General features: G+C 71.4%; 29 protein-coding genes. 8 read left to right on the forward strand and 21 right to left on the reverse strand.

Annotated features, from left to right (window positions below; genetic code table 11):
* Nucleotides 1-95: 95 nt before the first annotated feature.
* Both ACGF3C_RS16815 and ACGF3C_RS16820 read right to left on the reverse strand, forming a co-directional pair.
* Nucleotides 96-938: a helix-hairpin-helix domain-containing protein gene (locus tag ACGF3C_RS16815; RefSeq protein WP_357225702.1), complete on the reverse strand. Its 843-nt coding sequence runs from the start codon at nucleotides 936-938 to the stop codon at nucleotides 96-98.
* A gap of 176 nt (nucleotides 939-1,114) precedes the next feature.
* Nucleotides 1,115-1,894, reverse strand: a complete 780-nt coding sequence (locus tag ACGF3C_RS16820) for a hypothetical protein (RefSeq protein WP_357225706.1) — start codon at nucleotides 1,892-1,894, stop codon at nucleotides 1,115-1,117.
* 242 nt (nucleotides 1,895-2,136) lie between these two features.
* Here ACGF3C_RS16820 and ACGF3C_RS16825 point away from each other — a divergent pair, with 242 nt between their 5' ends.
* On the forward strand, nucleotides 2,137-2,535 hold the full coding sequence (locus ACGF3C_RS16825) for an integrase (RefSeq protein ID WP_357225708.1): 399 nt from the start codon (nucleotides 2,137-2,139) through the stop codon (nucleotides 2,533-2,535).
* Nucleotides 2,536-2,576: 41 nt separating this feature from the next.
* Here ACGF3C_RS16825 and ACGF3C_RS16830 read toward each other — a convergent pair whose 3' ends face one another.
* Together ACGF3C_RS16830 and ACGF3C_RS16835 are read right to left on the reverse strand one after the other, a co-directional pair.
* Nucleotides 2,577-2,951 (reverse strand): VOC family protein, encoded by a 375-nt coding sequence (locus tag ACGF3C_RS16830; RefSeq protein WP_357225711.1) that lies wholly within the window; start codon nucleotides 2,949-2,951, stop codon nucleotides 2,577-2,579.
* 229 nt (nucleotides 2,952-3,180) lie between these two features.
* Nucleotides 3,181-3,498, reverse strand: coding sequence for a hypothetical protein (locus ACGF3C_RS16835; protein ID WP_357225716.1), 318 nt, complete (start codon nucleotides 3,496-3,498; stop codon nucleotides 3,181-3,183).
* Between the two features lie 136 nt (nucleotides 3,499-3,634).
* Between ACGF3C_RS16835 and ACGF3C_RS16840 the strand changes: the two genes are divergently transcribed.
* A complete protein-coding gene (locus tag ACGF3C_RS16840) occupies nucleotides 3,635-3,856 on the forward strand; it encodes a GntR family transcriptional regulator (protein ID WP_091409860.1) in 222 nt (73 codons plus the stop codon).
* Between the two features lie 20 nt (nucleotides 3,857-3,876).
* Here the strand turns inward: ACGF3C_RS16840 and ACGF3C_RS16845 are convergent, their stop codons facing one another.
* The 5 genes from ACGF3C_RS16845 to nadD form a co-directional block, all read right to left on the reverse strand.
* Nucleotides 3,877-4,650 carry an SDR family NAD(P)-dependent oxidoreductase gene (locus ACGF3C_RS16845; protein WP_393222755.1) on the reverse strand — a complete coding sequence of 258 codons (774 nt, stop codon included), beginning with the start codon at nucleotides 4,648-4,650 and terminating at the stop codon, nucleotides 3,877-3,879.
* A gap of 3 nt (nucleotides 4,651-4,653) precedes the next feature.
* On the reverse strand, nucleotides 4,654-5,508 hold the full coding sequence (locus ACGF3C_RS16850; protein WP_357204667.1) for a DegV family protein: 855 nt from the start codon (nucleotides 5,506-5,508) through the stop codon (nucleotides 4,654-4,656).
* A gap of 48 nt (nucleotides 5,509-5,556) precedes the next feature.
* Entirely contained in the window at nucleotides 5,557-6,216 is a 660-nt protein-coding gene (locus ACGF3C_RS16855) for a histidine phosphatase family protein (RefSeq protein WP_357225728.1), read from the reverse strand.
* Nucleotides 6,213-6,620 (reverse strand): ribosome silencing factor, encoded by a 408-nt coding sequence (gene rsfS, locus ACGF3C_RS16860; protein ID WP_357225731.1) that lies wholly within the window; start codon nucleotides 6,618-6,620, stop codon nucleotides 6,213-6,215. Before rsfS ends, ACGF3C_RS16855 begins: the two co-directional genes overlap by 4 nt.
* Before the next feature lie 110 nt (nucleotides 6,621-6,730).
* Nucleotides 6,731-7,327: a nicotinate-nucleotide adenylyltransferase gene (gene nadD / locus ACGF3C_RS16865; RefSeq protein ID WP_355009302.1), complete on the reverse strand. Its 597-nt coding sequence runs from the start codon at nucleotides 7,325-7,327 to the stop codon at nucleotides 6,731-6,733.
* Nucleotides 7,328-7,513: 186 nt separating this feature from the next.
* Here nadD and ACGF3C_RS16870 point away from each other — a divergent pair, with 186 nt between their 5' ends.
* Complete coding sequence (locus tag ACGF3C_RS16870; protein ID WP_393222760.1) at nucleotides 7,514-8,230, forward strand: PadR family transcriptional regulator; 717 nt, start codon at nucleotides 7,514-7,516, stop codon at nucleotides 8,228-8,230.
* 188 nt (nucleotides 8,231-8,418) lie between these two features.
* Nucleotides 8,419-9,624: an FAD-dependent monooxygenase gene (locus ACGF3C_RS16875; RefSeq protein WP_393222763.1), complete on the forward strand. Its 1,206-nt coding sequence runs from the start codon at nucleotides 8,419-8,421 to the stop codon at nucleotides 9,622-9,624.
* A gap of 121 nt (nucleotides 9,625-9,745) precedes the next feature.
* On the opposite strand, the gene pepN is transcribed toward ACGF3C_RS16875, so the two are convergent.
* Nucleotides 9,746-12,262 carry an aminopeptidase N gene (gene pepN / locus ACGF3C_RS16880; protein WP_393222766.1) on the reverse strand — a complete coding sequence of 839 codons (2,517 nt, stop codon included), beginning with the start codon at nucleotides 12,260-12,262 and terminating at the stop codon, nucleotides 9,746-9,748.
* Between the two features lie 69 nt (nucleotides 12,263-12,331).
* Here pepN and ACGF3C_RS16885 point away from each other — a divergent pair, with 69 nt between their 5' ends.
* Nucleotides 12,332-12,550 (forward strand): DUF397 domain-containing protein, encoded by a 219-nt coding sequence (locus ACGF3C_RS16885; RefSeq protein ID WP_124817462.1) that lies wholly within the window; start codon nucleotides 12,332-12,334, stop codon nucleotides 12,548-12,550.
* Between the two features lie 120 nt (nucleotides 12,551-12,670).
* On the opposite strand, the gene ACGF3C_RS16890 is transcribed toward ACGF3C_RS16885, so the two are convergent.
* Complete coding sequence (locus ACGF3C_RS16890) at nucleotides 12,671-13,072, reverse strand: hypothetical protein (RefSeq protein WP_393222769.1); 402 nt, start codon at nucleotides 13,070-13,072, stop codon at nucleotides 12,671-12,673.
* 140 nt (nucleotides 13,073-13,212) lie between these two features.
* Here ACGF3C_RS16890 and ACGF3C_RS16895 point away from each other — a divergent pair, with 140 nt between their 5' ends.
* Both ACGF3C_RS16895 and ACGF3C_RS16900 read left to right on the forward strand, forming a co-directional pair.
* On the forward strand, nucleotides 13,213-14,490 hold the full coding sequence (locus ACGF3C_RS16895; protein WP_393222772.1) for a cytochrome P450: 1,278 nt from the start codon (nucleotides 13,213-13,215) through the stop codon (nucleotides 14,488-14,490).
* Between the two features lie 4 nt (nucleotides 14,491-14,494).
* Complete coding sequence (locus tag ACGF3C_RS16900; protein ID WP_357224225.1) at nucleotides 14,495-15,511, forward strand: glycosyltransferase family 2 protein; 1,017 nt, start codon at nucleotides 14,495-14,497, stop codon at nucleotides 15,509-15,511.
* 106 nt (nucleotides 15,512-15,617) lie between these two features.
* Here ACGF3C_RS16900 and ACGF3C_RS16905 read toward each other — a convergent pair whose 3' ends face one another.
* From ACGF3C_RS16905 to ACGF3C_RS16915, 3 genes are read right to left on the reverse strand one after another with little or no spacing between them, the layout of a single operon-like run.
* Nucleotides 15,618-16,235 carry a DUF3618 domain-containing protein gene (locus tag ACGF3C_RS16905; RefSeq protein ID WP_355009310.1) on the reverse strand — a complete coding sequence of 206 codons (618 nt, stop codon included), beginning with the start codon at nucleotides 16,233-16,235 and terminating at the stop codon, nucleotides 15,618-15,620.
* Nucleotides 16,232-16,699 carry a phage holin family protein gene (locus tag ACGF3C_RS16910; RefSeq protein WP_357224227.1) on the reverse strand — a complete coding sequence of 156 codons (468 nt, stop codon included), beginning with the start codon at nucleotides 16,697-16,699 and terminating at the stop codon, nucleotides 16,232-16,234. Before ACGF3C_RS16910 ends, ACGF3C_RS16905 begins: the two co-directional genes overlap by 4 nt.
* Nucleotides 16,700-16,730: 31 nt before the next feature.
* Nucleotides 16,731-17,576 (reverse strand): hypothetical protein, encoded by an 846-nt coding sequence (locus tag ACGF3C_RS16915; protein WP_393222778.1) that lies wholly within the window; start codon nucleotides 17,574-17,576, stop codon nucleotides 16,731-16,733.
* 229 nt (nucleotides 17,577-17,805) lie between these two features.
* Here ACGF3C_RS16915 and ACGF3C_RS16920 point away from each other — a divergent pair, with 229 nt between their 5' ends.
* Nucleotides 17,806-18,297 carry a DUF4383 domain-containing protein gene (locus ACGF3C_RS16920; RefSeq protein ID WP_357224235.1) on the forward strand — a complete coding sequence of 164 codons (492 nt, stop codon included), beginning with the start codon at nucleotides 17,806-17,808 and terminating at the stop codon, nucleotides 18,295-18,297.
* A gap of 78 nt (nucleotides 18,298-18,375) precedes the next feature.
* Here ACGF3C_RS16920 and ACGF3C_RS16925 read toward each other — a convergent pair whose 3' ends face one another.
* The 7 genes from ACGF3C_RS16925 to ACGF3C_RS16955 form a co-directional block, all read right to left on the reverse strand.
* Nucleotides 18,376-18,825: a GNAT family N-acetyltransferase gene (locus ACGF3C_RS16925; RefSeq protein WP_393222782.1), complete on the reverse strand. Its 450-nt coding sequence runs from the start codon at nucleotides 18,823-18,825 to the stop codon at nucleotides 18,376-18,378.
* Nucleotides 18,826-18,895: 70 nt separating this feature from the next.
* On the reverse strand, nucleotides 18,896-20,374 hold the full coding sequence (gene obgE, locus ACGF3C_RS16930) for a GTPase ObgE (RefSeq protein WP_393222785.1): 1,479 nt from the start codon (nucleotides 20,372-20,374) through the stop codon (nucleotides 18,896-18,898).
* Between the two features lie 97 nt (nucleotides 20,375-20,471).
* On the reverse strand, nucleotides 20,472-20,726 hold the full coding sequence (rpmA, locus tag ACGF3C_RS16935) for a 50S ribosomal protein L27 (RefSeq protein ID WP_007464062.1): 255 nt from the start codon (nucleotides 20,724-20,726) through the stop codon (nucleotides 20,472-20,474).
* Between the two features lie 11 nt (nucleotides 20,727-20,737).
* Nucleotides 20,738-21,052, reverse strand: a complete 315-nt coding sequence (gene rplU, locus ACGF3C_RS16940) for a 50S ribosomal protein L21 (protein ID WP_007464063.1) — start codon at nucleotides 21,050-21,052, stop codon at nucleotides 20,738-20,740.
* 166 nt (nucleotides 21,053-21,218) lie between these two features.
* On the reverse strand, nucleotides 21,219-21,701 hold the full coding sequence (locus tag ACGF3C_RS16945) for a hypothetical protein (RefSeq protein ID WP_357224241.1): 483 nt from the start codon (nucleotides 21,699-21,701) through the stop codon (nucleotides 21,219-21,221).
* A 116-nt stretch (nucleotides 21,702-21,817) separates the two neighbouring features.
* Nucleotides 21,818-24,940 carry a ribonuclease E/G gene (locus ACGF3C_RS16950; protein WP_393222788.1) on the reverse strand — a complete coding sequence of 1,041 codons (3,123 nt, stop codon included), beginning with the start codon at nucleotides 24,938-24,940 and terminating at the stop codon, nucleotides 21,818-21,820.
* Between the two features lie 131 nt (nucleotides 24,941-25,071).
* Nucleotides 25,072-25,884 carry a TIGR03936 family radical SAM-associated protein gene (locus tag ACGF3C_RS16955; RefSeq protein ID WP_357224249.1) on the reverse strand — a complete coding sequence of 271 codons (813 nt, stop codon included), beginning with the start codon at nucleotides 25,882-25,884 and terminating at the stop codon, nucleotides 25,072-25,074.
* Between the last annotated feature and the right edge of the window lie 151 nt (nucleotides 25,885-26,035).

Here is a 26,035-nt window from a genome sequence, read left to right on the forward strand (position 1 = left end):
CGGCCCGGCCGGCGGCACGGCCTGAGAAGGCCCAGCCGGCGGTGCGGGCTGGGGTCCGCCGACCTGCGGTGGGTCAGCGGCGACGGCGGACTCGCTCACACCGTCACCAGGTCCTTGAGCTGCTCGTAACGGGCATCGCCGATCCCGTCGACCTGGCGTAGGTCGCCAACGGACTTGAACCCGCCGTGCTGATCCCGGTGGCTGAGGATCCGTTGGGCGAGCACCGGCCCCACCCCGGGCAGCGCGTCGAGCTGCGCCAGTGTCGCGGTGTTGAGGTTCACCGGCCCGGCGGCGGGAGCCGCACCGCCCGCCGCAGGCCCGGCCGCACCGCCCGGCACCGGCGCTGGCGTCACCCCGACCACGATCAGCTCACCGTCGGTGACCTTGCGGGCGGGATTGAGCAGCGCCACGTCGACCCCCGGGAGCGCGCCGCCGGCCGCCTGCACCGCGTCGGCGAGCCGGGACCCGGCCGGCAGGCGTACCAGACCGGGTTTTCGGACCTTGCCCGCGACCGCCACCACCAACTCGCCGGAGCTGGACACGCTCGGGTCACCGGCCGGTGCGGCCGACGCGGCGTCGCTGGCCAGTGGGACGACCGTCTCCGACTGCGGCCGGGCCTGCCAGGCCCAACCTGCCGCGCCCAAGACCACCACCGCGGCGACCACCGCCAACGCCCGCACGCCCCGCCGCCCAGGGTCGAACGCCGACGGGCCGGGCAACCGAGACTCGGGCGGGACCGCAAGGCCGTCCGGTGCTGGCTCCGCGACCGATGCCGCAAGCTGGGACGGCAACACGCCACCCGGGGTTGCGTCCACGAGCGGCGCACCAAACGGGGGTACGCCCGCGGCCGACGCCTCGGGCCGGGGTAACGGTGCGACAACCGTCTCCGTCAACCGGCGCAGGCGCTGGCGTACCTCTGTCTCCTCGTCGTGCGACACAACGCGACGCTATGACGGCGGCCGAGACGGTGGAGTGCGGCGGCACCGCCCTGTGGATGGCCAACCTCACTGTGGACAACTACCTGATCAAGCATCGATTTGCTAAGGGGTCAGCATGTTGGGCCTGGTCTGGTCAGAGCCGGCCCCGGACGCCAGAGGAGGAACCAAGCTGCGTTTCAGGACTGGGGGCGCGCCTGGCGAGGCGAAGGCTCCGAGCCCGGCGGGCCGGATATCCGGCGACCGGTCCTTCCCCGCGTGCGCTTCCGCCGCGGCCGAGTGCCAGTCTTGGCAGCAGTGCGTCCAGCAGGTCGACGCCGCCTTGAGCCTGTCGTTCCGTCACCGTTGATCGCGCGTCGGCCGGCGGCCAGCATGCTGAGCACAGCGGTGACGGCGAAGATGCCCGGCCAGAGGGGCCACCCGCTCTCGCTTTCGACGAGTTCTTCCGGCAGCCGCGGGTCGACCAGGCCCTGGGGATCACGCACCACCGTGACTCGTTGCCCCACTGCCCCTTCTGGCTTGTCCGACGCTCCAGTGGGATTCCCTGGCCACCGCCCCAATTCCCCGGGAATGCGCTGATTGTGCTGATCGGCGAGGGTGTAGTGAAGCTGATGAACCTTCCCCGTCTCATCGCGCAGGGAAATGACGGTGGCTACGACCCGCTCGCCGCGATGCGTGAGCACAGCCGACCACAATCCCTGGGCAGCAACGAGCATGAGAAAGGCACTGACCAGCGAAGCGAGGACCAGCAGGACCACGTGCGGTGGCATCCCGGGCGAGGTCACCCGCACGGCCACCGCCAGGGAGACGCACCACAATAAGAGGGCTGGGATGATGGTGTCCTCGGCTCGGATCCAGGTTGTCGCTCCCACGGTCCCGACCGCCTGGGTGACGGTGAACACCACCAGGTACACCCCGGCCAACGGGTTGACCCATCGACGAACACCGAGAGCCCTCATGGGCGCAGCGTAGGTCCGGTAGGCAACGACTCAGGTATTGCGCGCCAGGCCGGCCTAGCGCTGACTCAATGAGTGGCCTCAGATCGTCCGGGCGGGTCGCCATCATTGCGGTGCGTCAGCGTCGGGCAGGGCCGACCGGCCAGCATGCAGAACGCGGCGAGGACGGCGAAGACGACCGGAAGGAGGATCAGGTTGCACATCCCGGTCGGTCCATTGAGGAGCGCGAAGTAGAGTACGGCTGAGTGCGGGCTCGACTACGGCAGATACACATCGACGGGCACACCTTCACGTGGCGCGCGGCGCTGCACAGCGTGCAGGTCAACGGTTTCTACCACCGGGCCGTCTACGTTCGCGCCTGGGGATCCGGCGGGAAGAACAGCCAGAAACTCGAAGCGGATCTGTTGTCGGCCCCCGGCCCGTACGTTGTCGACAACGGCTACCCCACACCCGCCGACGTGCGGGAGGTCATCATCTGCGGCCTGAAGAGTGGTTGGCAGCCAGAGCAGCGGGGCGGAACGTTCGTGCTGTCCGATCGCGAGCATAGGGCCAACTTCGCGGCGTCGGGGTTCCATCTGACCAACCCCGTACGCCCGGGCGAGGGCGCGGACCCCACGACCCACGAGGCTCAGCAGCAGGGCTGACGGCCGGTGGGGCGACAGCGCCCGACCGGCCGACGGGCCTGCTACAGGTACGGGCGGGTGATGATCTCGATGGCGTGTCCCGCCGGGTCGAAGAAGTAGAAGCCCCGTCCACCGTGCTCGGTGTTGGTCTCCCCCTCCCGCTTCAGCTGCGGGTCGGCCCAGTACGTGATGCCACGTCCCTCGACGAACGCCAGGCACCGCACGAACAACTCGTCGTCGACGAGGAACGCGTAGTGCTGCATCTGGATGTCCACCGGCGGCTCGGCGAACTGGAGCAGCACACCCTCATCCAGTTGGACGTTGGCGAACGGCCCCCACCACGGTGCCTCCGGCAGCTCGAACAGCTCCCGGTAGAACGCCGCCGAGGCGCTCTTGTCCTTGCTGGCGATGATGGTGTGGTTGAACGTGACTGTCATCCGTGCCGTCTTCTTCCCGGTCGATCCGAAGACCCGACCGGAGGCCCAGCAGCGTTCACCCAACCACGCAGATGACGAACCCCCGAGGGCACCGACGCCCCGGATCCCGCACGAGAGACGCGAATATCGCGTTGATCTCGGCGTGGTGGCTGAAGTAGCCAGAACCTCCGGGGGTAGGCCCATCTGGGGCGCGCACGGAGGCTAACACAGCGGCGCGGGCAGGGATCATTCACCGTTTCTGGAGCATGACCGAGGCGACTTCTGCCAGAAGCGCCAACGCCCATTCGAGTTGCCGGCAGTCGCTGTGTCCTCGGCACTCCAGGCACCCGCCCGCCCGCCACGGCAGGTCGATCGCCCGGCTCCAGTGAGCATCCAGCACCCGCCTCGCCATGAACAGTTCGGTCGCCGCTGACACCGGTTCATCGATTGGCATGTTCGGCGCCTCCGCGCGATCCGAAGTGGCCCGCCCCGGGGGTCGAAGCCTTGCGATGAACTCCCTCAGGGCGGGCAGACCGGACACTTCAGGAGTGCTGAAGTCCAGGAGCACCCGGCCACTGTCTCACTGTATCTACTGTCTCGGTGTAGTCAAGTTCTCACTATCTCCACTTTGCCGCGTTGCCGCCTTGCCTCGATCACGCCTGGGCTGGAAACATGATCTCTGCTGAAGTCCGGGAGAGCCGCTCATGCCGACGAGACCACCGCATTACCGCCGCGTAGCGGATGACATCGAGCAGAAAATCCGCTCGGGCGAATACTCGCCTGGCCAACAACTGCCATCGGTGTCCGAGATCGGCGAGCTCTACAACGTGGCACGCTCCACGGCCTATCGAGCCGTCAAGGAGCTACACGAGCGGAACCTGATCTACGGTCAGCAGGGGCAGGGCGTCTTCGTCGCGGACAGCTAGAAGCCGAGCGATCTAGGCGGTCAGCGGGCCTCTGGGTCGAGGCCGAGCACGGCCCGTCCGCCGTCCACCGGCAACGTCACTCCATTGACGAAGCTCGCCGCGGGTGACAGCAGGTACGCGACCGCCTCGGCCACCTCTTCGGCCCTCCCGATGCGGCCCACAGGGTGCAGTCGGGTCAACTCGGCGTCGATCCACTGGGCCTGGGTGGGCTCCTGGGTGGCGAGGAATGCGGCGTGCCGCTCGGTGGCGATCGAGCCGAGCGCTACCGCGTTGGCCCGGATGCCGTGCCGCCCGTACTCGACTGCCAGCGCCCGGGTCAGCCCTTCCACCGCGGCCTTCGCCGTCGCGTACGGCAGGGCACCGGACACCGGTCGCCGGGCCTGGTGCGACGAGACATTGACTATGGCGCCGCCGGCCTCGCGGGCGAGGAATCGGCGGACGGCGACCGCCGCGCCCACCACGGCTGGCCGCAGGTTCAACCCGATCAGGTCCAGTACCGTGTCGGCCGACGCGGAGTGCAGCGTGGCGTCGCGGAAGACCGCCGCGTTGTTCACCCAGCCGGTCAGCGGCGCGGCGCGGTCCGCCAGTTCGGCGGCGTGCTCGGCCACCTGCTCGTCGGCGGCGTCGCCGACCACCGCGACGAGCCGATCGGCGGCCGGATGGTCGGCCAACCAGTCGACCGCGTCGGCGTCGCGTTCCAGTACGACGATGGTGGCGCCTGTCGCCAGCAGCCGTTCCACCACGGCCCGGCCGACACCGCGACCGCCTCCGGTCACCACCTGTGAGGTGGACACCGCTCAGCCCTCCGGGCGGCGGTGGACGACCACACAGGCCAGGCCCGGCCCGGCGTGCGCGGCGACGACGGCACCAGCCTCGGAGACGTACGTGTCGTGCAGCCGGTCGCCGAACCGCTCGGTCAGTGCGGCGCGCAACGCCTCGGCCCGTTGCGGCGCGGCCAGGTGGTGCACCCCGAGATCCACGTCGTCGCCGTCGGCCGCCTCGACGGCCAGGTCGACGAGACGGGCCACTCCCCGGCTGGCGGTGCGAACCTTCTCGCGCAACACGATCGCCCCGTCCGGCATGTGCATGATCGGCTTGACGGACAGCGCGGTGCCGACCAACGCCTCGGCGGCGTTGATCCGGCCGCCCCGGCGGAGGAACTCCAGCGTGTCGACGTAGAACCAGACCGTGGTGCGGGCGATGGCGGCGAGCGCCGCGTCGCGTACGGCGGCAAGGTCGTGGCCGGCTTCGGCGGCGGTGGCGGCGGCGATGGCCGGAAAGCCCAGCCCCATGCCCGCCGAGCGGCTGTCCACCACCTCGACCCGACCGTCCAGGTCGGCGGCGGCGAGCCGGGCGGCCTCCACCGTGCCGGACAGCGCGGCGGAGATGTGCACCGAGACGATCCCGTCGGCACCGGCGTCGAGCAGCCGGCGGTACGTGCGGGCGAACTGCTCGGGTGCCGGGCGGGAGGTGGTCGCGGTGACCCGGCGGGCGCTCAACGCCCGTGTGGCGTCGGCCGGCTGGGTCTCCACCCCCTCCAGCCCTTCCGCGCCGTTGAGCACGACGGTCAACGGCACGACGGTCAGCCGGTGCGCCTGCACCAGCTCGGACGGAAGGTAGGCGGTGGAGTCGATGACAACCGCGACGGGCATGCCCGGCACGCTAGCCGATCGAGGCCGCGAACGCCGAGGCGTGAGTGCTCAGACCGCGTCGACGGCGACCGGGGCGGTGATCAGGCCGACGTTGTGCGCCCGCAACTGCCAGCCACTGACGTCCTGGGGACGCCCGATGGCCGGCGCACTGTCGTCGTGCCGTAGCTCACTCCAGTGGCAGTTGGCCAACGAGCCGACGGAGCGCAGCACACCGGTGTCCCAGCCGAGCAGATGGCCCATGCCCTGTCGGGAGCCGCCACCGTGGGTGGCGATCACCACCGTGCCGCCGGCTGCGGCCTCGGCCGCCTCCCGCAGCGCGGCACCGACCCGCTCGCCGAGGTCGTGCAGGGGCTCCAGATCCGCGCCCGGGTCCGGGTCGCCGGCCCGCCAGCGCGCGTACTCGTCGGGAAATCGCTCGGCGACCTCGGTGAGGTGCAGGCCCTGCCACTGGCCGAAGTGCCGCTCGCGCAACCGGGCGTCGGTGCGGACCGGCAGGCCCGTCAGCGCGGCGAGCGCGGCGGCGGTCTCCGCGGCGCGGCTCAGGTCGCTGGCCACGATGGCGTCGGGCCGCAGCGCCGCGAGCAGCGGCGCGGCGGCGCGAGCCTGGTCGCGACCACGCTCGTTGAGGGGTACGTCGAGCTGCCCCTGGACGCGGTTGGCGGCGTTCCAGTCGGTGTTGCCGTGCCGCCAGACGATCAGTCGGGTCATTCGGCGGCGGCGGACCCGCTGGCGTCGGCCTCGACCAGGTCGCGATCGACGAACGGGATGGTGGGGCAGTCCTTCCAGAGGCGGTCGAGCCCGTAGAACTCGCGCTCCTCGGTGTGCTGGACGTGCACCACGACGTCGACGTAGTCGAGCAGCACCCAGCGGCCACCACGCTCGCCCTCGCGCCGCACCGGCTTCGCCTTCTCCGGAAGCTCCAGCAGGCGCTCCTCGATGGCGTCGACGATGGCCAGCACCTGACGCTCGTTGGGGGCAGCAGCGAGCACGAACGCGTCGGTGATGGCGAGCTGGTCGCCGACGTCGATGATCGTGATGTCCTGCGCCTTCTTGTCGGCGGCGGCCTGGGCGGCAGCGATAGCCAGCTCGTGAGCGCGTTCGGAAACTGTCACCGTTCTCCTTCGATCAAGCGTGCGATCCTCCAAGCGTCTCATACCCGGCGGCACCCCGATCGTCCAGTTCTGGTCGGTTAGCGCCACGAACCTGGTCATAACGGGCGTGCTCAGCGCTGATAGAGGCTCCGCTTGGCGATGTACTGCACCACACCGTCCGGCACCAGGTACCAGACCGGCTCACCTCGGGCGACCCGGGCGCGGCAGTCGGTCGACGAGATGGACATCGCGGGCACCTGGATCAGGCTGACGGTGTCCGCCGGGAGATGCTTGTCGCTCAGCGGGAAGCCGGGCCGGGTCACGCCGACGAAGTGGGCCAGCTCGAAGATCTCATCCAGGTCCTTCCAGGACAGGATGCGTTGCAGGGCGTCGGCGCCGGTGATGAAGAACAACTGCACCTTCGGGCCGTACTCGGCCTGAAGGTCACGCAGCGTGTCGACGGTGTAGGTCGGCCCACTACGGTCGATGTCGACCCGGCTGACCTGGAAGCGGGGGTTGGAGGCGGTGGCGATCACCGTCATCAGGTAGCGGTCCTCGGCCGGGCTGACCGGTTCGTCGGCCTTCTGCCACGGCTGCCCGGTGGGCACGAAGACCACCTCGTCCAGGCCGAACCGGTCCGCCACCTCGCTGGCCGCGACGAGGTGCCCGTGGTGGATCGGGTCGAAGGTGCCACCCATGATCCCGATCCGCCGGATATCTTCCTCCACCCGATGATCGTAGGCCGAGCATCGTGGCCGACCGTCCCGGCCCGTCCCCGCCGTACGTCACCTCACTCCAGCCCACGGTCCAGCGCGCCGCGACCACCCCGACGCCGCACGGTGGTCGACTCGGCTCAGCTTGCCAGGGGGTCGCCGTTCTTCGCGCGTCAGCGTATATTCGTCGACGAGTAACCGTTGACGAGCGAGGGGGTCACAGTGCCGAAGCGGCGCAAGGTCGGCAACCTGCTGGCGCTGGCCGTGCTGTCCGCCCTGGTCCAGCGGCCGATGCACCCGTACGAGATCGCCACCGCGCTGCGGGGCTGGGGCAAGGACCAGGACATGGACTTCAAGTGGGGGTCCTTCTACACGGTGATCGGCAACCTGGACAAACACCACCTCATTGAGGCGGTGGAGAACGTGCGCGAGGGCCGACGCCCGGAACGCACCGTCTACCGGATCACCGACGCCGGTCGGGCGGAGCTGGTCGACTGGGCCCGCGAGCTGGTCTCCACCCCGATGGCGGAGCATCCCCGTTTCCGGGCCGGGTTGTCGGTGCTCGCCGCGCTGCACCCGGACGAGGCCACCGGCCTGCTGCGGCAACGACTCGACCTGCTGGAGGCCGCGCTTCGCCAGGACCGCGAGACGCTCGACACGCACCTGCGGGAGATCCCTCGGCTGTTCCTGGTGGAGTCGGAGTACGACCTCGCCATCCGGAACGCGGAGGCCGACTGGCTGCGGGCGCTGCTCGCGGAGCTGACCTCGGGGACCTACCCCGGGTTGGACACCTGGCGGGCCTTCCACGAGACGGGCGAGATGCCGGCCGAACTGACCGAGTTGGCCGAGAGCAGGCTCGCCCCGAAGTCCAACCCCGACACCCCCACCCCGGAGGCAGGCACCGACACCACCGGCTGAAGAGCGGCCCCGGCGAGGTGCGCCAACACCTCACCGGGGCCCTGACCCCGAACCGACGCCTGGGAAGGCACCCGGCCCGAAGCGGCAACCACGAGGATAACCGGGCTCCCTCCCAGGTCCGCGCGCCCGCGCACCGACCACACCAGGTCCGCGCGCCCGCGCACCGACGACCACACCAGGGAGAGAGCATGACCACTGTACGAACCGCGATCGTCATCGGCGGTGGCATCGCCGGGCCGGTGACAGCGCTCGCGCTGCGCCGCGCCGGCATCACCGCAACCGTCTACGAGGCGTACCCGACCACGGCCAGCGGCATCGGCGGAACCCTCGCCCTCGCGCCCAACGGCGTGGCGGCTCTGCGTACGGTCGGCGCGCACGAGGCGGTGACGGCGATCGCCACACCGATCGAACGCAGCGCTCTGGCCGTCGGCCGGCGTCGGATCGCCATGCCCACGCTGACCGGGGTGCCGCCGCTGCGCGTGGTGCACCGGGCCGAGCTGTACCAGGTGCTGCACGACCAGGCATTCGCCGAGGGCGTGCCGTTCGCGTACGGCAAGCGGCTGGTCGACGCCGAGCAGACCGGCGACGGCGTGATCGCACGTTTCGAGGACGGCAGCACCGCGACCGCGGACATCCTCGTCGGCGCGGACGGGATCCGCTCCACGGTCCGGGGTCTCATCGACCCCGCCGCGCCCGGCCCCCGGTTCACCGGGCTGCTCGGCTTCGAGGCGGTCGCCCGGCACGACGTGGACGCCGAGCCGGGCACAATGACGTTCGCGTTCGGCCGGCGCGGCTACTACCTGTACTGGCCGGAGCCGGGCGGCGGCACCCGGTGGGGGGCCAACCTGCCGCAGCAGCGGCCGATGAGCCTCGTCGAGGCCCGGGCGCTGCCGGCGGAGCAGTGGCTGGACACGCTGCGCGCCGCCTACGGCGACGACGACCCGGGCCGGGAGTTGATGGCGACCAGCAACGCCGACGATCTCCAGGTGGTCGGGTCGTTGCAGATCATGCCGCCCGTGCCGCACTGGTATCGGGGCCGGATGGTGCTGGTCGGCGACGCCGCGCACGCACCGTCGAACAGTTCGGGGCAGGGTGCGTCGCTGGCCATCGAGAGCGCCGTGCAACTCGCCCGCTGCCTGCGGGACCTGCCGGACGTCCAGGCGGCGTTCGCCGCGTACGTGCGGCTGCGGCGTGCCCGGGTGGAGAAGGTCGCGGCCCGCGCGGCCCGGATCAACCACGCGAAGGCCCCCGGTGCGGTAGCGCGGACACTGATGCCGTTGCTGATGCCGCTGATGGTGCGCACCGTGCTGGACCCGGAGAAGACCGTCGCCGACGAGCAGCGTTACGTCATCGACTGGGACTCGCCGGTCACGGTGGAGCCCGCCCTGCGCTGAGCGGTGACTGCGGGGTGGCCGGCCAGCCACCCCGCAGCGGCCATCGCCTTCGCGGCCGGCGATCGGGCCGGCCGCGAGGCGCGGGCCGGCCACCCACGGCGTCAGGAGGCGCGGGCAGCGGTCAGGCCGAGGCGGCGGCCACCGCCGTCCGGGCGACCAGCGCGCGACGGAGGTCGTCGTCGGCGTCGGTCACCACCCGGCGCAGGCCGGGGGTCAGGTCGTCGCGGGCCAGCAGCGCCGCGGCCGCCTCCCGGGTGGGCTGCGCCACGGCGTAGCGGGGGAACGCCAGGGCTGCCACCCGGTCGGCCGTCCAGGGGGTACGCAGATGCGCGGCGGCCGGCATCTCCGCGAAGTACCGATCGACGTACGCGGCGGTCAGGTCGGCCTGCTCGGGCTGCCAGAACCCCTCGGCGATCGCCTCCAACAGCCGACCGGACAGTGCGGTGTCCCGCACGATGATCTCCCAGGTCGCCTGCTTGACCACCGGGTCGGGCAGTGCCGCCCGGCAGTGGGCGGCCCGTTCCGCGCCCGTGGAGCTGTTGTCGGCGGCGGCCTCGACGGCGATCTCCGCCTCGCCGGCGGCACCCAGCACCACCAGGCGGCGCAGCACCGCCCAGCGCAGCTCCGCGTCGACCTTCAGACCGGCTGGCACGTCCCGGCCGGCGAGCCAACCGACGAGCAGATCCGCGTCGGTGGTCGCGGCGATCCAACCCCGTGCGGCGGCGAGCTGCAAAGACTGCCCGGCCGGTGCGCCGTCGAGCAGCCGCTGGCACGTCCCCGCGACCCTGGCCAGCGCCGCGGAGCGGGTCAGCGGGTCGAGGTAGCGGTCGACCAGGGACCGGCTGAGCGTCAGGACGTCCTCCGCGATGATCACCTCGGTCTCGGCGGGCAGCGCGGCGGCCATCAGGTCGACCAGGCCGGTGACCGGCCGCTCGCCGTCGATCGTCGCGTCCAGTGCCTCGCGCCAGAGCACCGCCCGGGCCAGCGGGTCGGTCAGAACGGGCAGCACCTGCGGGACGGCGCCCGCCGACGCCGGGTCGAGGCGAACTTTCGCGAAGGTGAGGTCACCGTCGTTGAGCAGCAACAACCGGGCCGCCGGCTCGCCGGTCAACGCACCGAGAACGGTACGACCCCCGTCGGCGTTCGAATCGATGTCCACCTCGTCGCGCCGCGCGCTGCCGTCCATCGAGTAGCGGCCCACGCCGATCCGGTGTGGGCGCAGCACCGGGTACGACTCGGGCGCGGTCTGCACCACTGCCACCTCGCTGTAGCGACCGTCCGCGTCCACGGCGACCTCGGCACGCAGCGTGTTGACCTGCGGGCGGCGCAACCACAGCTCGGCCCAGTCGGACAGGTCCCTTCCGCTGCTGGCGGAGAGGCTGGCCAGCAGGTCGGCGAGGGTGGCGTTGCCGAAGCGGTGTGCGGCGAAGTGCGCGTTCAGGCCGGCGAGGAAAGCCTCGTCGCCGAGCCACGCGACCAGTTGCCGCAGCACGCTGGCGCCCTTGGCGTACGAGATGCCGTCGAAGTTGAGCAGGCCCGCCTCGGCGTCGACGACCTCCGGCGGGGCGATCGGGTGGGTGGAGGGCCGCTGGTCGGCGGCGTAGCCCCAGGCCTTGCGTCGCATCGCGAAGGTCGTCCAGGCCTGGTCGAAGCGGGTCGCCTCGGCGGTGACCCGGGTGCCGAGGTATTCGGCGAAGGACTCGTTCAACCACAGGTCGTCCCACCAGCGCATGGTGACCAGGTCGCCGAACCACATGTGCGCCATCTCGTGGGCGATGGTGGTGGCCCGCTGCTCGCGTTCGGTGTCGGTGACCGCCGAACGGAACACATAGTCGTCGCGGAAGGTGACGATGCCGGGATTCTCCATCGCCCCGGCGTTGAACTCGGGCACGAACGCCTGGTCGTACTTGCCGAACGGGTAGCGCTCGGTGAAGAGCTGGTGGAACCGGTCCAGACACTGCCGGGTGACGTCGAAGATCTCGTCGGCGTCGGCGTCCAGGTGCTCGGCGAGCGACCGGCGGCAGTAGATGCCCAGCGGCACGCCGTCGTGCTCGGCCCGCCGGACGTGGTACGGCCCGGCGATCAGCGAGAAGAAGTACGTGGCCAGGGGCTCGCTCGGGGCGAACTCCCAACGCCCGGGGGCCGGGTTGGCCGCCAGCTCGGCGTTGCCCGCGACGATCCACTGCGACGGCGCGGTGACCGAGAGGGTGATCGGGGCCTTGAGGTCGGGCTGGTCGAAGGCGGCGAAGATGCGCTGCGCGTTGTCGAGGAACGACATGGCGTAGAGGTACGTCTCGCCGTCGGCCGGGTCGACGAAGCGGTGCATCCCCTCCCCCGTCTTCGAGTACGCCATGTCGGCCTCGACGACGAGCGTGTTCTCCTCGGCCAGCCCGTCGAGCGGCAACCGGTTGTCGGTGTGCAGGCCGGGGTCCAGGTCACGGTGGTTGAGGCGTACACCGTGCAGTGTGACGGGCCTGACCTCGACGAAGGTCGCGGCGCCGGCGGTGGCCCGGAACCGGATCTCGACGCGGGAGCGGAACAGGTCGCCGCCAGCGGTCAGGTCGAGGTCCACCTGATAGGACTCGACAGTAATCGCCGCGCCACGCGCGGTCGCCTCTACACGGGTCAGGCTCGGCATCCGCTTATCCTGCCCGATGGGGATCGGCACCCGGTCACCACACGACCCTCGGCACTGGAGGAAAGAACCATGGCGCAGCACCCCAAGGGCGACTTCGACCTCTCTCGGGCGGTCTGGCAGCGGGCCGAGGGGGACACCTCCGACAGCGCCGTCGAGGTCGCCTTCGTCGACGATCTGATCGGGATGCGCAACTCGGCCGAGCCGAACGGGCCGGTGCTGGTCTTCACCCAGGCCGAGTGGGACGCCTTCGTGGCCGGCGCGCAGGACGGCGAGTTCGACCTGGACTGACCGCGCCCGCCGACCAGTCGGTGGTGGATCGCCGTGCCGGTGCCCGTGGTCGGGACACCGGCACGGCCACGCTGGCGGGTTGGCCGGCGCACTCCCGGGTCGGCCACCCGGGGCTGGCGGTCAACCATCGCCGGGGCCGTCGCCGTCGCCCCAACCGAGGCCACCCGGGCCCGGGGCGTGGTGGAAACCGGGATGGTCGGTGACGTCGACGCAGCGCTCCCCGTCCGGGCCGACCGCCCCGCAGAACAGCCGCTCGGCCCGCTGCCAGGCGTCCGCCGGTGACAGGGCCGCCGCACCGAGTGCCACCTCCGACCGCAGCAGGCTCAGCGCCTCCGCGTACGCCACCGCCAGCTCGCGCGCCTCGGCCGGGCCGGGCGCGGTGAAGCCCAGGTGCACAGTGAAGAACCGATGCGGACGGGTGGGCCGCCGAGGCGGCCCGATCAGGGACCGCCCGTCGCGGCCTCCGCCCAGTGCCCCGGCCACTCGCCGCTGCCGCCAGTGCGGCGCTCTGTTGTCGCGCATCCGCCCTCCCCGTGCTCGTTTCACCAGCAAACCAGGTTCCGCCGTCCCTGGGAGGGGCCAGCCGAGCGGGGTTCAGCGGCGACGACGGGGGTAAGCGCAGCGCCAAACGCGACCAGCCCACCTGCGCGTGAGGAGACCCGATGGCGACCATGCCGGCCGACCGCAGCCCGGACAGCACCCTCGCGCTGCTCCGCGCCGGTTACCGGTTCATCGGCGAGCGCTGCGAGCGGTACGGCAGCGACGTCTTCGAGACCCGAATCCTGCTCGCCCCGACCATCTGCCTGCGTGGCCGGCCGGCGGCGGAGTTGTTCTACGACGACGACCGCTTCCAGCGCGCCACCGCCATGCCGCTGCGCGTGCAGCGGACCCTGACCGGGAGGGGCGGGGTGCAGGGGCTGGACGGGCCGGAGCACGTCGACCGCAAGGCCATGTTCATGTCGATCATGACGCCGGCGGCGATCCAGCGGCTCGGTCAGCTCTTCGACGACGAGTGGCGGACCCGGGTCGCCGCCTGGGAGCGCGCCGGTCCGGTGTCGCTCTACGACGAGCTGGGTCGGCTGCTGACCCGGGTGGTCTGCGCCTGGGCCGGGATTCCGCTGCCCGCGTCACAGGTCGAACGCCGCGCCGTCGAGCTGCACGCCATGATCGAGGCCCCGGCGGTGATGGGACCCCGACACTGGCGGGGACGGATCGCCCGGTACCGCGCCGAACGCTGGCTCGCCGACCTCGTCGAACGGACCCGGGTCGGTTTCGCCCCGGCGCCGGCCGGCAGCGCCCTGGCCGTGATCGCCGAACACCGGGACGGGCGCGGCAACCTCCTGCCCCGGCGGTTCGCTGCGGTGGAGCTGCTCAACGTGCTGCGCCCGGTGGTCGCCGTCGACCAGTACATGACCTTCGCCGCGCTCGCCCTGCACGACCATCCGGGATGGCGGGAACGGGTCCGCGACGACGACGAGTCCACCGAGCGTTTCGTCCAGGAGGTACGCCGTTACTACCCGTTCTTTCCGATGGCGGCGGCCCGGGTCCGGCGGTCCTTCGACTGGCAGGGCCACCACTTCCCGAAGGGTCGACGTGTGCTGCTCGACCTCTACGGCACCAACCACCACCCGACGCTCTGGCCACAACCGGAGCTGTTCCGCCCGGAGCGGTTCGCCGGCCGCCGGGTGGACCCGTTCGAGCTGATCCCGCAGGGCGGTGGCGACCACTGGGCCGGACACCGCTGCGCCGGCGAGTGGATCACCATCGACCTGATGAAGCGGGCGGTCACCAACCTGACCACCACCATGCGCTACGACGTGCCGGTCCAGAACCTGGCCCTGGATCTGCACCGGATGCCCGCGCTGCCGCCCCTCGGGCTGACCCTCACCAACGTCCGCCATTCCTCCCGAACGGACGATGATCGTGCGTGGTCGAGGTGACGACGTGAAACGGCGGACCGAAGCCCCACCGACCCGCCTACCGATGACGTACGTGCTGCCGCTGCGCTGGCACACTGACACCGGCCTGACCGAGCTGACCGACTACCTGCGCTGGCTGGGTGACCGGGTGGAGGTGCTCGTGGTCGACGGCTCGCCTCCGCCTGTCTTCGCCCGACACGCCGAGGCGTGGCGAGGGCTGGTCCGGCACCTTCCACCGGATCCGGGTGAGCGTGGGCTCAACGGCAAGGTGCTGGGCGTACACACCGGCGTCCGCGCGGCCGGCCACCAGCACGTGGTGATCGCCGACGACGACGTCCGGTACGACGGGTCCGCGCTGACCGCGGTACACCGGCTGCTGGACCGGGCCGACCTGGTACGACCGCAGAACTACTTCGACCCGCTGCCCTGGCACGCCTGGTGGGACACCGGCCGCACCCTGCTCAACCGGGCGCTCGGGGCGGACTACCCGGGCACCCTCGCCGTGCGGCGCAGCACCTTCCTCGCCATGGGCGGGTACGACCCGGACGTGCTCTTCGAGAACCTGGAGCTGATCCGCACGGTGCGCGGGTACGGCGGCACCGAGGCGACTCCGGCCTGGTTGTACGTCCGCCGACTGCCTCCGGACGCCGCGCATTTCCGTGGTCAACGAGTGCGTCAGGCGTACGACGATCTGGCTCAGCCGGCTCGCCTGCTGACCGCGCTCGCGGTGCTCCCGGCGGTGGCGGTCGCGTCGCGCCGCCCCAGGCTGTTGCTCGGCGCGGTGGCCGGTGTCGTCGCCCTGGCCGAGACGGGTCGCCGCCGCGCCGGCGGCACCCGGGTGTTCCCGCCGGGCACGGCGCTGGCGGCCCCACTCTGGCTGCTGGAACGTGGTGTGTGCGGCTGGCTGGCGGTCACCCGACGCCTCCTGCTGGGCGGCGTCCGCTACGGCGACACCCGAATCCGCCGAGCCGCCAACCCCGCCCCGCGCAACCCACCGCTCCCCGCGATCTTGCACTTCCGGTTGGGACATTACCGCCGGTAGACGCACAGAACTCCAGCCGAAACCGCAAGATCGGCGCTGACCTCAACGCGACAGCTCGCGGGCACCCGAGGGTGACCGCGAGCTGTCGTGCTGGTGAGGGGGTGTTTCAGGGAGTGGCGTGGTCCTTGACCTGGTGGGCGGCGGACTTCGTGTCGTCCTTGACCGCGTGCACGGCGTCCTGAGCGGTGGACTTCACCGACTCGGCGGCCTGCTGGGCCGGCTCGCGCAGCTCGCTGGCCACCTCGCTCAGCTTCTCCTTCACCGCCCCGCTGTGCTCGCTGACCTTGGCCTTCACCTGGGCGGCGGCCTCCTGCTCGCGACGGGAGGCCGGGATCAGTGACGAGGCCAGCCAGCCGACCCCGAACGCGATCAGGCCGGCGGCGAGAGGGTTGCCCTGGGATTTCTGCCGGATCACCCGCGGCGCGCTGTGCGCGGCGTCGCTGACAGTGGTCGCCGCCGAGTGCGCGGCGTCGCTGACGCTGGAGGCCGCCGACGAGGCGCGGTCACCCACCGAGTGGGCGGCCTGGCCGGTGCCGTGGCCGAGGTCAGACGCGGTTCCCATGACCTTGTCCCTCACATTCTGCAGAGCGGAACGGGCCCGCTGCTTGCGGTCGTCGACGATGCGGCTCGGGCTGACCTTGTACGCCAGCGCGTCCACGTCGGAGCTGAGACTGTTACGGGTGGCTTCGATCTCCCGGCGGATCTGATCGGGATCGGTGCTCATCGGGTGACTCCCTCCGGGTGCGGCTTGAGCGCGTCAGGGATCCGCTGCACGCTGTCGTTCGTCTGCTTGAGCCCGCGTACGTGCTGGGCGTTCTTCTTGGCCATCGAGTAGAGGACCGCGGCGACCACTGCCCAGATCACGGCCACGATCAGCGCGGCCAGGCCGGAGTCCATGACGTTGTCCAGGAACTGCCAGACGGCGATGGACACGAACAGGGCCACCATGTAGCCACCGAAGCCGGCACCGCCGAAGAGGCCTGCGGCCTTGCCGGCCTTCTTGCCCTCCTGCCGGATCTCGGCCTTGGCCAGCTCGACCTCCTGACGCATCAGCGTCGACAGGTCGGTGGTGACCTGACGCATCAGGTCACCCAGGGAGCTGCTCTTCACCTCCGACGCGGTGTGCGGGGCACCCGCGTCGGGGTGGTAACCGGAGTCCAGTCCGGACCCCTGCGTCGGCATGCTCATGCCGTCGCCTCCCTTCGGATGACTCGGCGGCTCACGGGCGGGGGCTGCCGCTGGACGGCACGCCCGGCAGCGGGTCGGTCTGGGTCACCGGCGGCAGCGGCTGACCGGTGCCGGAGTGCTCCGGGTGGTCGCCCCGAGTGGGCTCGGCGTAGTCACCGGGCGCCGAGTCGGCGTAGGTACCGGGCGTCTGGTCGGCGTAGCCACCGGACGTCGACGGGGTGTGCGTACCGGGGGTCGGGTCGAGGTAGCCGCCCGGCGGGACGGCGTCCGGCACCGCGCGGGGCGCGGGCGGCGGCGTCGGGATCACAGCGGTCTGCTCCGGGTCGTACGCCCCGGCGCCCCGGAAGTTCGAGGAACCGTTGCCGGAGTCGTCGCCGGCAGCCGAGATGCCACGGGTCAGCCGGCCGGCCAGCACACCGAGCACCGCCGCGCCGACCAGGAAGGTGCCCGGGTTACGCCGCGCGTAGTCGCGTACCTCGGTGATCAGGTCACCGGGCTCACGCTCCTCGAGCCAGCCGGCGACGCCGTGCACCCGGTCGGCGGCCTGGCGGGCGAGCTCGCTCACCGGGCCGGCCTGGCCACCCTGCTCGGCCATCGAGCGCATCTCGTCGGCCAGCGAACGCAACCCGCCGGCAGCCCGGCGCTGCTGCTCACCGGTCTGGCTGGCCAGCTGACTGCGGGCCTCGCCGTACAGGTTGCGGGCCTGCCGGGCCGCCTCACGGCCGACCTCGGTGCCCTGCTCCTTGGCGGTCTGGGCGACCGCGCCACCAGCCTGCGCGGCCTCCGACCCGACCTGGCGCGCCTGGTCGCGGACGCCACCGCCGTTGGTCGACTGCTGCCCGTACGTGGAAGACGTAGGTGAAAGATCGTAAGTCATGATTTCCCTTCCGCTCAGAAAGTCGTCGCGGTTGTGCTGGGGGGATGCGGCCCGTTGCCGCGGCCGCTGACCATTGACCTACCCTGCGTTTCGGCTTCCATACCTCTTCGTGCATTTATCTGCGCGGCCCCCTGGTTGGTCTTCAAAATGGAGGATCGTCGGGCTGCGTCACGTCGCCGCTGCGGACAGTGAGGTTCGCGAGATCGGCAGATCCACGGAGGGGGCAGCGATGGCACGAGACGCACGAGGCGGCCGAGCGGCCGGTCCCCGACCCCGGGTCCAGCTGGCCGCGCTGGTGGTGGCCGGGGTCTTCCTGCTGATCGGCGTCCTCGGCTTCATCCCCGGCATCACCACCGACTACGGCGAGCTGAGGTTCGCCGGGCACCACTCGGACGCCCACCTGCTCGGGCTGTTCCAGGTGTCGATCCTGCACAACGTGGTGCATCTGCTCTTCGGGCTGGTCGGCCTGGTGCTGGCCCGAAGCGTCGCCGGTGCCCGCGTCTTCCTGGCCGCCGGTGGCGCGGTCTACCTCGCTCTCTGGCTGTACGGCCTGGCGATCGAGGCGGTCAACCCGGAGGGCGGAGCGAACATCCTGCCGGTCAACGACGCCGACAACTGGCTGCACCTGGCGCTCGGCTTCGGGATGCTCGCGCTCGGGCTGCTGCTGTCGAACCAGGCCGGCACCGGCGGACGCCTGGACAACCCCGCCAACCGGCACTGACCTGGGTTTCGGTGCAGCGGGGTTCGGCCGGGCCGAAGCCGGTGACCGTCGAGCACGCCAGCAGCGGCGACGCGGCCGTCAGGCCGCGACCGGCAACCGCTTGGCGAAACAGACGCTGTACGGGTTGCCCACGTACTCGCCGTACACCGGGATCTGCTGGTAGCCACACGCGGAGTACAGAGCGATCGCGGCCGGCAGGTAGGTGCCCGTCTCCAGGCAGACCACCGACTGCCCCTGCCGGAACGCGCACTCCTCCAGCGCGGCGAGCAAGTGACGACCGATCCCCCGCCCCCGGAACGCGGGCCGGACGTACATCCGCTTGACCTCGCCGGTCTCGGCATCAAGTGCCTGGAGCCCGCCGCAGGCGACCGCCCGACCGTTCAGCACCACCGCCAGGTAGTGGACGTCGTCATGGGGGACGAAGACCTGCCCGTCCAACCCGCCATCGGCCTCGCGCAGCTCACGCTGCTGCGCGATGACCATGGCGGTGATCTCCGGATCGGTGGCAGGCCGGGACTCGATCAGCATCACCCCACGCTAGGACGCGTGGATTTCGCGGAGGTTTCCGGAAATCAACCCCACCACGGAGCGCAACGAACTACTCGGCGTCGTCCTCGCCGTCGATGTCATCGTCGATGTCGTCGTCGGAGAGGTCCGCGCCCACCTCATCCTCCGGCCGCACGCGGCGAGCCTTCCGGGCGGCGAGCCGATCCGCGGCGGAGGCCCGGTTCGACTTCTCCTCCAGGCGGACGTCGGTGCCCCGGTTACCGGGCACGAACTCCACGCCGGCGAAGAGCGTCGGCTGCCAGTCGAACTCGCGCGCGCCGATCCGGACCAGATCACCGGGCTGCGCGCCGGCCTTGGCCAGCTTGTCCTCCACCCCGAGCCGGGCCAGCCGGTCAGCCAGGTAGCCGACCGCCTCGTCGTTGTCGAAGTTGGTCTGCTTGACCCAACGCTCCGGCCGCACACCGCGCACCGTGAACGAGCCGTCCGCCTCGGCCGTGATGGTGAAACCGTCGTCGTCCACCGCGATCGGGCGGATGACGATCCGGGTCGGCTCGGCCGGCGGAGCGGCCTTACGCTCCGCGTCGACCAGCTCGGCCATCGCGTAGGTCAACTCCTTGAGCCCTTCCCGGGTGGCCGCGGAGACCTCGAACACCTGGTAACCGCGCTCCTCCAGGTCGGGGCGCACGATCTCGGCGAGGTCGCGACCGTCCGGCACGTCGACCTTGTTGACGGCGACCAGACGTGGGCGGTCGGCCAGGCCGCCGTACTGGCTCAGCTCCGCCTCGATGGCGTCGATGTCGGCCACCGGGTCGCGGCCGGGCTCCAGGGTCGCCGAGTCGATGACGTGCACCAGCACCGCGCAGCGCTCGATGTGCCGCAGGAACTCCAGGCCGAGGCCCTTACCGGTGGCCGCGCCGGGGATCAGGCCCGGCACGTCCGCGACGGTGAAGGTGTGGTTGTCCATCCGGACCACGCCGAGGTTGGGCACCAGGGTGGTGAACGGGTAGTCGGCGATCTTCGGCTTCGCGGCGGAGATCACCGAGATCAGCGACGACTTGCCGGCGGACGGGAAGCCCACCAGGCCCACATCGGCGACGCTCTTCAGCTCCAGCACGATGTCCAGTTGGTCGCCGGGCTCCCCCAGCTCGGCGAAGCCGGGCGCCTTGCGCTTGGCGTTGGCCAGCGAGGCGTTGCCCCGCCCGCCGCGCCCACCACGGGCGACCTCGAAGGTGGTGCCGGCGCCGACCATGTCGGCCAGCACCGTGCCGTCGGAGGTCTGCACCACTGTGCCGTTGGGCACCTTGAGCACCAGGTTGCGGCCGTTGGCCCCGTCCCGGTTCGAGCCAGCGCCGCCCTTGCCATTGTCGGCCTTGACGTGCGGGTGGAAGTGGAAGTCGAGCAGCGTGGTCACCTGCGGGTCGACCACCAGGGACACGCTGCCCCCGTGCCCACCGTTGCCGCCGTCCGGTCCACCGAAGGGCTTGAACTTCTCGCGGTGGATCGAGACACAACCGTGCCCGCCATCGCCGGCCTGCAGATGCAGAACGACCCGGTCAACGAACGTTGCCACGGCGTCAATCCTTCCAGCGAGGTCCAACCTCGCACTACGCGAAAAAGGCTAAGCGGGCCGGGACCCGGAGGTCCGCGGCCCGCTTGAGCGAAGAGAACTACTGCTGCGGAACGATGCTGACGGTCTTGCGACCGCGCTTGGTGCCGAACAGGACCGCACCGGCGGACAGCGCGAACAGCGTGTCGTCGCCGCCACGGCCGACCAGGTCACCGGGGTGGAACTTGGTGCCACGCTGCCGGATGATGATCTCACCGGCGCTGACGACCTGACCACCGAAGCGCTTCACGCCGAGTCGCTGGGCCGCGGAGTCACGACCGTTACGCGAGCTGGACGCACCCTTTTTGTGAGCCATTGGAGGACGACCTACTTCCCGCTGGAGATGCCGGTCACCTTGACCTGGGTCAACGGCTGACGGTGACCCTGGCGCTTGTGGTAGCCAGTCTTGTTCTTGAACTTGTGGATCCGGATCTTCGGGCCCTTGGTGTGCGCGGCGATTTCGCCGGACACCGCGACCTCGGCAAGCTTCGCCGCGTCGGTCACCAGGTCGTCACCGTCGACGAGGAGCACCGCGGTGAGCTTCACCGCGTCACCGGGGGCACCGGTGAGCTTCTCGACCTCGATCACGTCGCCCTCGGCGACCTTGTACTGCTTGCCGCCGGTCTTGACGATCGCGTACATCGGAGGCGGACTCCCTGTCGTTGAGGCTGCTGGCGGTCGTTCCCGCAGCGGCTCGCCGGGTAGCAGTGCACGGCGGCGCGGGCACACGGGAACTCGGCACACCAAAGGTGGGCCGCAGGCAAGAGTACGCCATCGCTGGCCCGGACCCCAAACCGGCCCGCCCTGGTCAGCGCGCGCAGAGCTGGTCGAGGCGCTGCTGGAGCCGGTCGAGTTCGGTCTCGTCGATCGACTCGACGTCGGCACCGAGTGCCGAAACCTCGGTGCCGAGGTCGGTGAGCAGCGTCTTGAGCTGCGGATCGTCGGTCCGCTCCGACTGCTCCCGCAGTACGGTCCGCCAGCCCGCCAGCGCCCCCTCGGCCCGGCCCCGGGCGGCCTCGGCGGTGCGGCTGTCCCCGGCGCCCACCGCCGCGAGCATCCGACCGAGCTCAGCCACGTACGTCCGGGCGGCAGTGGTGCTGGCCTCCTGTGTGGCGGCGCACACCTGCGTGGCGTTGCCGCCCGCCACACCACCGCTGGCCGGCATGCCGGTCGGGCCCCCCGGGGTGCCAGCGACCGCCGAGCCGGCGTCCTCGGCGGTCCCACCGGTGGAGCAGCCGGCCGCGACGGAGAGCATGGTGAGCAGCGCGGTGACCGCGAGCAGACGGCGCATCTTCTTCTCCTGACCGGGGACAGCCGACCGAGGACCGGGTGGCCACAACGGCGAGGTCCCTCCCCCGTCACTTTGCCGGGAGAGGGACCTCGTCAAACACGTGGCCGGTCAGGCGCTCAGGGGCGGGTCCGCCGACGGGCGCCACCGCGACGCGACCGGCGACGGCCGCCACCGCCCTCGGCGCTTTCCTCGTCGCCCTCAGCGTCGGCGAGCGCGTCCGGGTCGTCCGCCGCGGCCAACCGAGCCGACTCACCCTGCTGAGCGTCGGAGATCGCCGGTGCGGCGGCAGTGTCCGACTCGTAGCGGGACAGGTCGTAGCCCATGGTGTCCTGGTAGTCGGCGTCCGGCTCGGCCGTGGTGTCGGTGTCGACGACCTCGACAGCGGTCCGCTCGGCCGCGGCCGGGGCGTTCTTGCGCGCCCGGCGACGGGACGAGGGGGCACCCTGCTCGGCCGCCGGAGCGGGAGCCACCGCTGAGGCGACCGCCTTGACCTTCTCCCCCGCGCCAGCGGGACGCGGCTTCTCCGGCACCGGCTCGGTGTGGATGATGACGCCCCGGCCCTTGCAGCACTCGCAGGTCTCGCTGAACGCCTCCAGCAGGCCCGCGCCGATCCGCTTACGAGTCATCTGCACCAGGCCGAGCGACGTGATCTCGGTGACCTGGTGCTTGGTGCGGTCCCGACCCAGGCACTCAGTGAGTCGGCGCAGCACCAGCTCACGGTTCGACTCCAGCACCATGTCGATGAAGTCGATCACCACGATGCCGCCGATGTCCCGCAGCCGGAGCTGACGGACGATCTCCTCCGCCGCCTCCAGGTTGTTACGGGTGACGGTCTCCTCCAGGTTGCCCCCGGAGCCGGTGTACTTGCCGGTGTTGACGTCGACGACAGTCATCGCCTCGGTACGGTCGATCACCAGCGAGCCGCCGGAGGGCAGGAAGACCTTGCGGTCCAGGCCCTTGATGATCTGCTCGTCGATCCGGTACTCGGCGAAGACGTCGCTCGTGCCGACGTGCCGGCGCACCCGGTCGACCAGGTCCGGGGAGACGTGCGACAGGTACGACTCGACCATGTCGTACGACTGCTCGCCCTCGATCACGAGCTCGCGGAAGTCTTCGTTGAACAGGTCCCGGACCACCCGGATGACCAGGTCGGGCTCCCCGTAGAGCAGCACCGGAGCGCCACCCTCGGCAGCCTTGGCCTGGATGTCCTCCCACTGCGCCTGGAGCCGCTTGACGTCGCGGGCCAACTCGTCCTCGGTGGCGCCCTCGGCGGCCGTCCGGACGATCACGCCCGCGCCGTCCGGGACCAGCTTCTTGAGCACGTCCCGCAGCCGCTTGCGCTCGTTGTCCGGCAGCTTGCGGCTGATCCCGGAGGCGTTGCCGTTGGGCACGTAGACCAGGTGTCGGCCCGAGAGGGCGATGTGGCTGGTCAGCCGTGCGCCCTTGTGCCCGATCGGGTCCTTGGTGACCTGGACCAGCACCGAGTCGCCGGAGCGCAGCGCCTGCTCGATCGAGCGGGCCCGCCCCTCCAACCCGGAGGTGTCCCAGTTGACCTCGCCGGCGTACAGCACGGCGTTGCGGCCCCGACCGACGTCGACGAACGCGGCCTCCATGCTCGGCAGCACGTTCTGCACCTTGCCGAGATACACGTTGCCGGCCATCGTCCCGGAGGAATTGCGGGTGACGTAGTGCTCGACCAGCACGCCGTCCTCCAGGACGGCGATCTGGGTGCGGTCACCGCGCTGGCGGACCGCCATCACCCGGTCGACGGCCTCGCGGCGCGCCAGGAACTCCGACTCGCTGAGGATCGGCGGGCGGGTACGGCGCTGCTCCCGACCGTCCCGGCGGCGCTGGCGCTTGGCCTCCAGCCGGGTCGAGCCGGACACACCCTGCACCTCGTCGACGGTCCGACGCGGCTCGCGGATCTTCACCACGGTCGGCACGCCGTCGTCCGCCGCACCCTCGGTGTCACCGGCGCCACGACGGCGGCGGCGACGACGACGACGGGTCAGACCGTCCCCGCCCTCGGACTCCTCGTCCTCGTCGCCCTCGGCTTCGACCTCGGCGGTCTCTTCCTCGTCGGCCTGCGCCGCCTCCTCGGACTCCTCGTCCTCGGCGTCGTCGGCTCCGCCCTTGCCGCGGCCACGGCCCCGGCGACCACGTCGGCGGCGGCGGCGCGCGGCGGCGCTGTCCTCGTCGTCCTCATCCGCCTCGGCGGCCTCGTCGGCCTCCTCGGTCGGCTCCTCTTCGGCCTCGACGGCCTCGATCGGCTCCACCGGCTCGGCCTCACGGCGACCACGCCGGCGGCGGCGGGACGGCTCGGCGGCTTCCTCGACGGCCGGCTCCTCGGTCGCCGCGGCGGGCTCCACCGGTCGGGTCACCGGCACGGCGTCCGGCTGGGGTGCCATGAAGAGCACGGTGGGCGCGGAGAGCGCAGCGCGCCGACGACGGGTACGCGGCTGCTCCGGCTCGATCTCGGCCGGCTCGTTCGGCTCATCCGTCACACCGGAGACGGCCACACCCGGTGGCACCTCGCCGGAGCGGTCCTGCGCACCGCTGCTCCAGGCCAGCTCGGCAGCGGACGTGCTCGGGAGGGCCGGGGAGTCGTTCAACTCGGCCTCGGCCTCGCGCAGGTCGGACTCCGCCGGTTCCTCGGTGACGTCGGGCTCCTCGACGACCGGCTCCTCGACCGCGAGCGGCTCGTCGGCCGCGGCCGGCTGCTCGGCGGCGGGCGGCTCCTCGACGGCCGCCGGCGTGGCCTTCTTGCGCCGGGTACGGGTCACCTTGACCGGCGGCACCACCTCGGCCGAGGCCGCCTCCGCAGCGGCGGCGACCAGCGGCTCCTCGGCGGTCGTCTCGACGGGGGTGGCCTTGCGGCGACGCCGGGGGGTCTTCGGTGCGACGTCCAGGTCGCCGGAGATCGGGGCGAAGACCTCCGCCTGCGGCGACTCGACGTTGCCGGCGCCACCGGTGGGCGCCTCGATCGGGGCGTCGGTCTGCTCCGGCTGGTTGAGCGGGGCGGCCCGACGACGGGTCGCCCGGGTGCGCCGCACCGGCGCGGCGGGTTCGGCGGCCTCAGCGGAAGCGCTCTCCGCGCCGGCCGGTTCCACCGAGGCCGAACCGACAGCCGTGGTGGGGGTATCGACGGCGCCGCCGTCGGCCGTGGTGCTCTGGTCGGCGTTTGCACCGGCCGGCTGTGAACCGGCCCGTTCGCCGCCCTCGGGCTCGTTCTCGAGCATGGACGTTCTCCAGTTCTGGCTAGCCCGGGCGCGGGTGAGCGCTGCCACGCAGGGTCGCCGCAAAAGTGTTTCCGCCGGGCGCGCGTGGTGCGCGACCGCCGAAGTCTGCCTGCCAGAACACCGACCGTCGGTCAGTGCCCAACGATGGCTGCCCCGTCGCGGTCCGCATCCAACGGATCCACGATCGCACCCTGCGCGGTCAACGTGCCCTGAGCCAGCCGTGTCACCCTCGGCGAAACCGGCGGCTCCAGGTCGGCCACCACGCGGAGGCCGGAAAGGACGTCATCGGGCCGTACGGACGGGGTGACCTGCCGCACGACCAGTTCGAGTATCGCACACGGTACGGCCGGCGCCCCGGAAGGCGTCGGCGTCGGCAGTTGGACATCGATCGCCATCACGGCGGCGCGGGCGTCGAAAGTACGTCGACCCTGCTTGGTCATCCGCTCGACCAGCACCTCCTCGGCCGCGACGAAGGCGTCCACGGCGTCGCGCAGCACCGCGGTGTCGACCTCAGGCAACTCGATGTGCCAGTGCGACGCCTCGATCCGGTCCGGCAGGTTGCCCCCTTCGGCGATCACGGCGTCCAGGACGTCCAGCCCCGGCGAGAGCGCGGCGTCCAACGCGGCGCGCAACGCCTCCGGGTCGACCGCCGCCTGAAGGGCGATTTCCAGGTACTCCGCCTCGCTCGCCACCCCGGTCGGGGCGGCGCTGGCGTAGGAGATCTTCGGGTGCGGGTGGAAACCCTGGGAGAAGGCGACCGGCACAGCCGCCCGGCGTAGCGCGCGCTCGAACGCCCGGGCGAAGTCCCGGTGCGAGGTGAATCGCAGCGGCCCGCGTTTGGCGTACCGGATGCGGACGCGCTGGACGACCGGTGCCTGGCCGCCCTCGGGTTGAGGCTTTTTGGCGATCGTGGGCTCCTCGGGTGTACCTGCGTGTCCGCCCATCCTGGCGCAGGGCTCGTGACGGTACGCAGCCGGGGCGGCCGAAACCGCCCTGGCGGACGGCCGCAAACCGGTCGCCACGGTCGTGACCACCCGCCGCGAAAGCCGATGGCCGGCCGGCGACGCGGAGGTCACCAGCCGGCCACCATGATCG

Origin of the sequence: Micromonospora sp. NPDC047762 (assembly GCF_043204655.1) — a bacterium.
Lineage (GTDB): Bacteria > Actinomycetota > Actinomycetes > Mycobacteriales > Micromonosporaceae > Micromonospora.

Excerpts from the sequence above, each read along its gene's own strand:
- ACGF3C_RS16955 (WP_357224249.1), bottom strand. The coding sequence starts at position 25,884 with ATGGGCGGACACGCAGGTACACCCGAGGAGCCCACGATCGCCAAAAAG.
- rpmA (WP_007464062.1), bottom strand. The coding sequence starts at position 20,726 with ATGGCTCACAAAAAGGGTGCGTCCAGCTCGCGTAACGGTCGTGACTCC.
- ACGF3C_RS16830 (WP_357225711.1), bottom strand. The coding sequence starts at position 2,951 with ATGACAGTCACGTTCAACCACACCATCATCGCCAGCAAGGACAAGAGC.
- ACGF3C_RS16910 (WP_357224227.1), bottom strand. The coding sequence starts at position 16,699 with ATGAGCATGCCGACGCAGGGGTCCGGACTGGACTCCGGTTACCACCCC.
- ACGF3C_RS16920 (WP_357224235.1), top strand. The coding sequence starts at position 17,806 with ATGGCACGAGACGCACGAGGCGGCCGAGCGGCCGGTCCCCGACCCCGG.
- ACGF3C_RS16890 (WP_393222769.1), bottom strand. The coding sequence starts at position 13,072 with ATGCGCGACAACAGAGCGCCGCACTGGCGGCAGCGGCGAGTGGCCGGG.
- ACGF3C_RS16915 (WP_393222778.1), bottom strand. The coding sequence starts at position 17,576 with ATGACTTACGATCTTTCACCTACGTCTTCCACGTACGGGCAGCAGTCG.
- ACGF3C_RS16950 (WP_393222788.1), bottom strand. The coding sequence starts at position 24,940 with ATGCTCGAGAACGAGCCCGAGGGCGGCGAACGGGCCGGTTCACAGCCG.
- pepN (WP_393222766.1), bottom strand. The coding sequence starts at position 12,262 with ATGCCGAGCCTGACCCGTGTAGAGGCGACCGCGCGTGGCGCGGCGATT.
- rplU (WP_007464063.1), bottom strand. The coding sequence starts at position 21,052 with ATGTACGCGATCGTCAAGACCGGCGGCAAGCAGTACAAGGTCGCCGAG.
- ACGF3C_RS16885 (WP_124817462.1), top strand. The coding sequence starts at position 12,332 with ATGGCGCAGCACCCCAAGGGCGACTTCGACCTCTCTCGGGCGGTCTGG.
- ACGF3C_RS16820 (WP_357225706.1), bottom strand. The coding sequence starts at position 1,894 with ATGAGGGCTCTCGGTGTTCGTCGATGGGTCAACCCGTTGGCCGGGGTG.
- ACGF3C_RS16840 (WP_091409860.1), top strand. The coding sequence starts at position 3,635 with ATGCCGACGAGACCACCGCATTACCGCCGCGTAGCGGATGACATCGAG.
- ACGF3C_RS16895 (WP_393222772.1), top strand. The coding sequence starts at position 13,213 with ATGGCGACCATGCCGGCCGACCGCAGCCCGGACAGCACCCTCGCGCTG.
- ACGF3C_RS16875 (WP_393222763.1), top strand. The coding sequence starts at position 8,419 with ATGACCACTGTACGAACCGCGATCGTCATCGGCGGTGGCATCGCCGGG.
- ACGF3C_RS16905 (WP_355009310.1), bottom strand. The coding sequence starts at position 16,235 with ATGAGCACCGATCCCGATCAGATCCGCCGGGAGATCGAAGCCACCCGT.
- ACGF3C_RS16945 (WP_357224241.1), bottom strand. The coding sequence starts at position 21,701 with ATGCGCCGTCTGCTCGCGGTCACCGCGCTGCTCACCATGCTCTCCGTC.
- ACGF3C_RS16850 (WP_357204667.1), bottom strand. The coding sequence starts at position 5,508 with ATGCCCGTCGCGGTTGTCATCGACTCCACCGCCTACCTTCCGTCCGAG.
- ACGF3C_RS16855 (WP_357225728.1), bottom strand. The coding sequence starts at position 6,216 with ATGACCCGACTGATCGTCTGGCGGCACGGCAACACCGACTGGAACGCC.
- ACGF3C_RS16925 (WP_393222782.1), bottom strand. The coding sequence starts at position 18,825 with ATGCTGATCGAGTCCCGGCCTGCCACCGATCCGGAGATCACCGCCATG.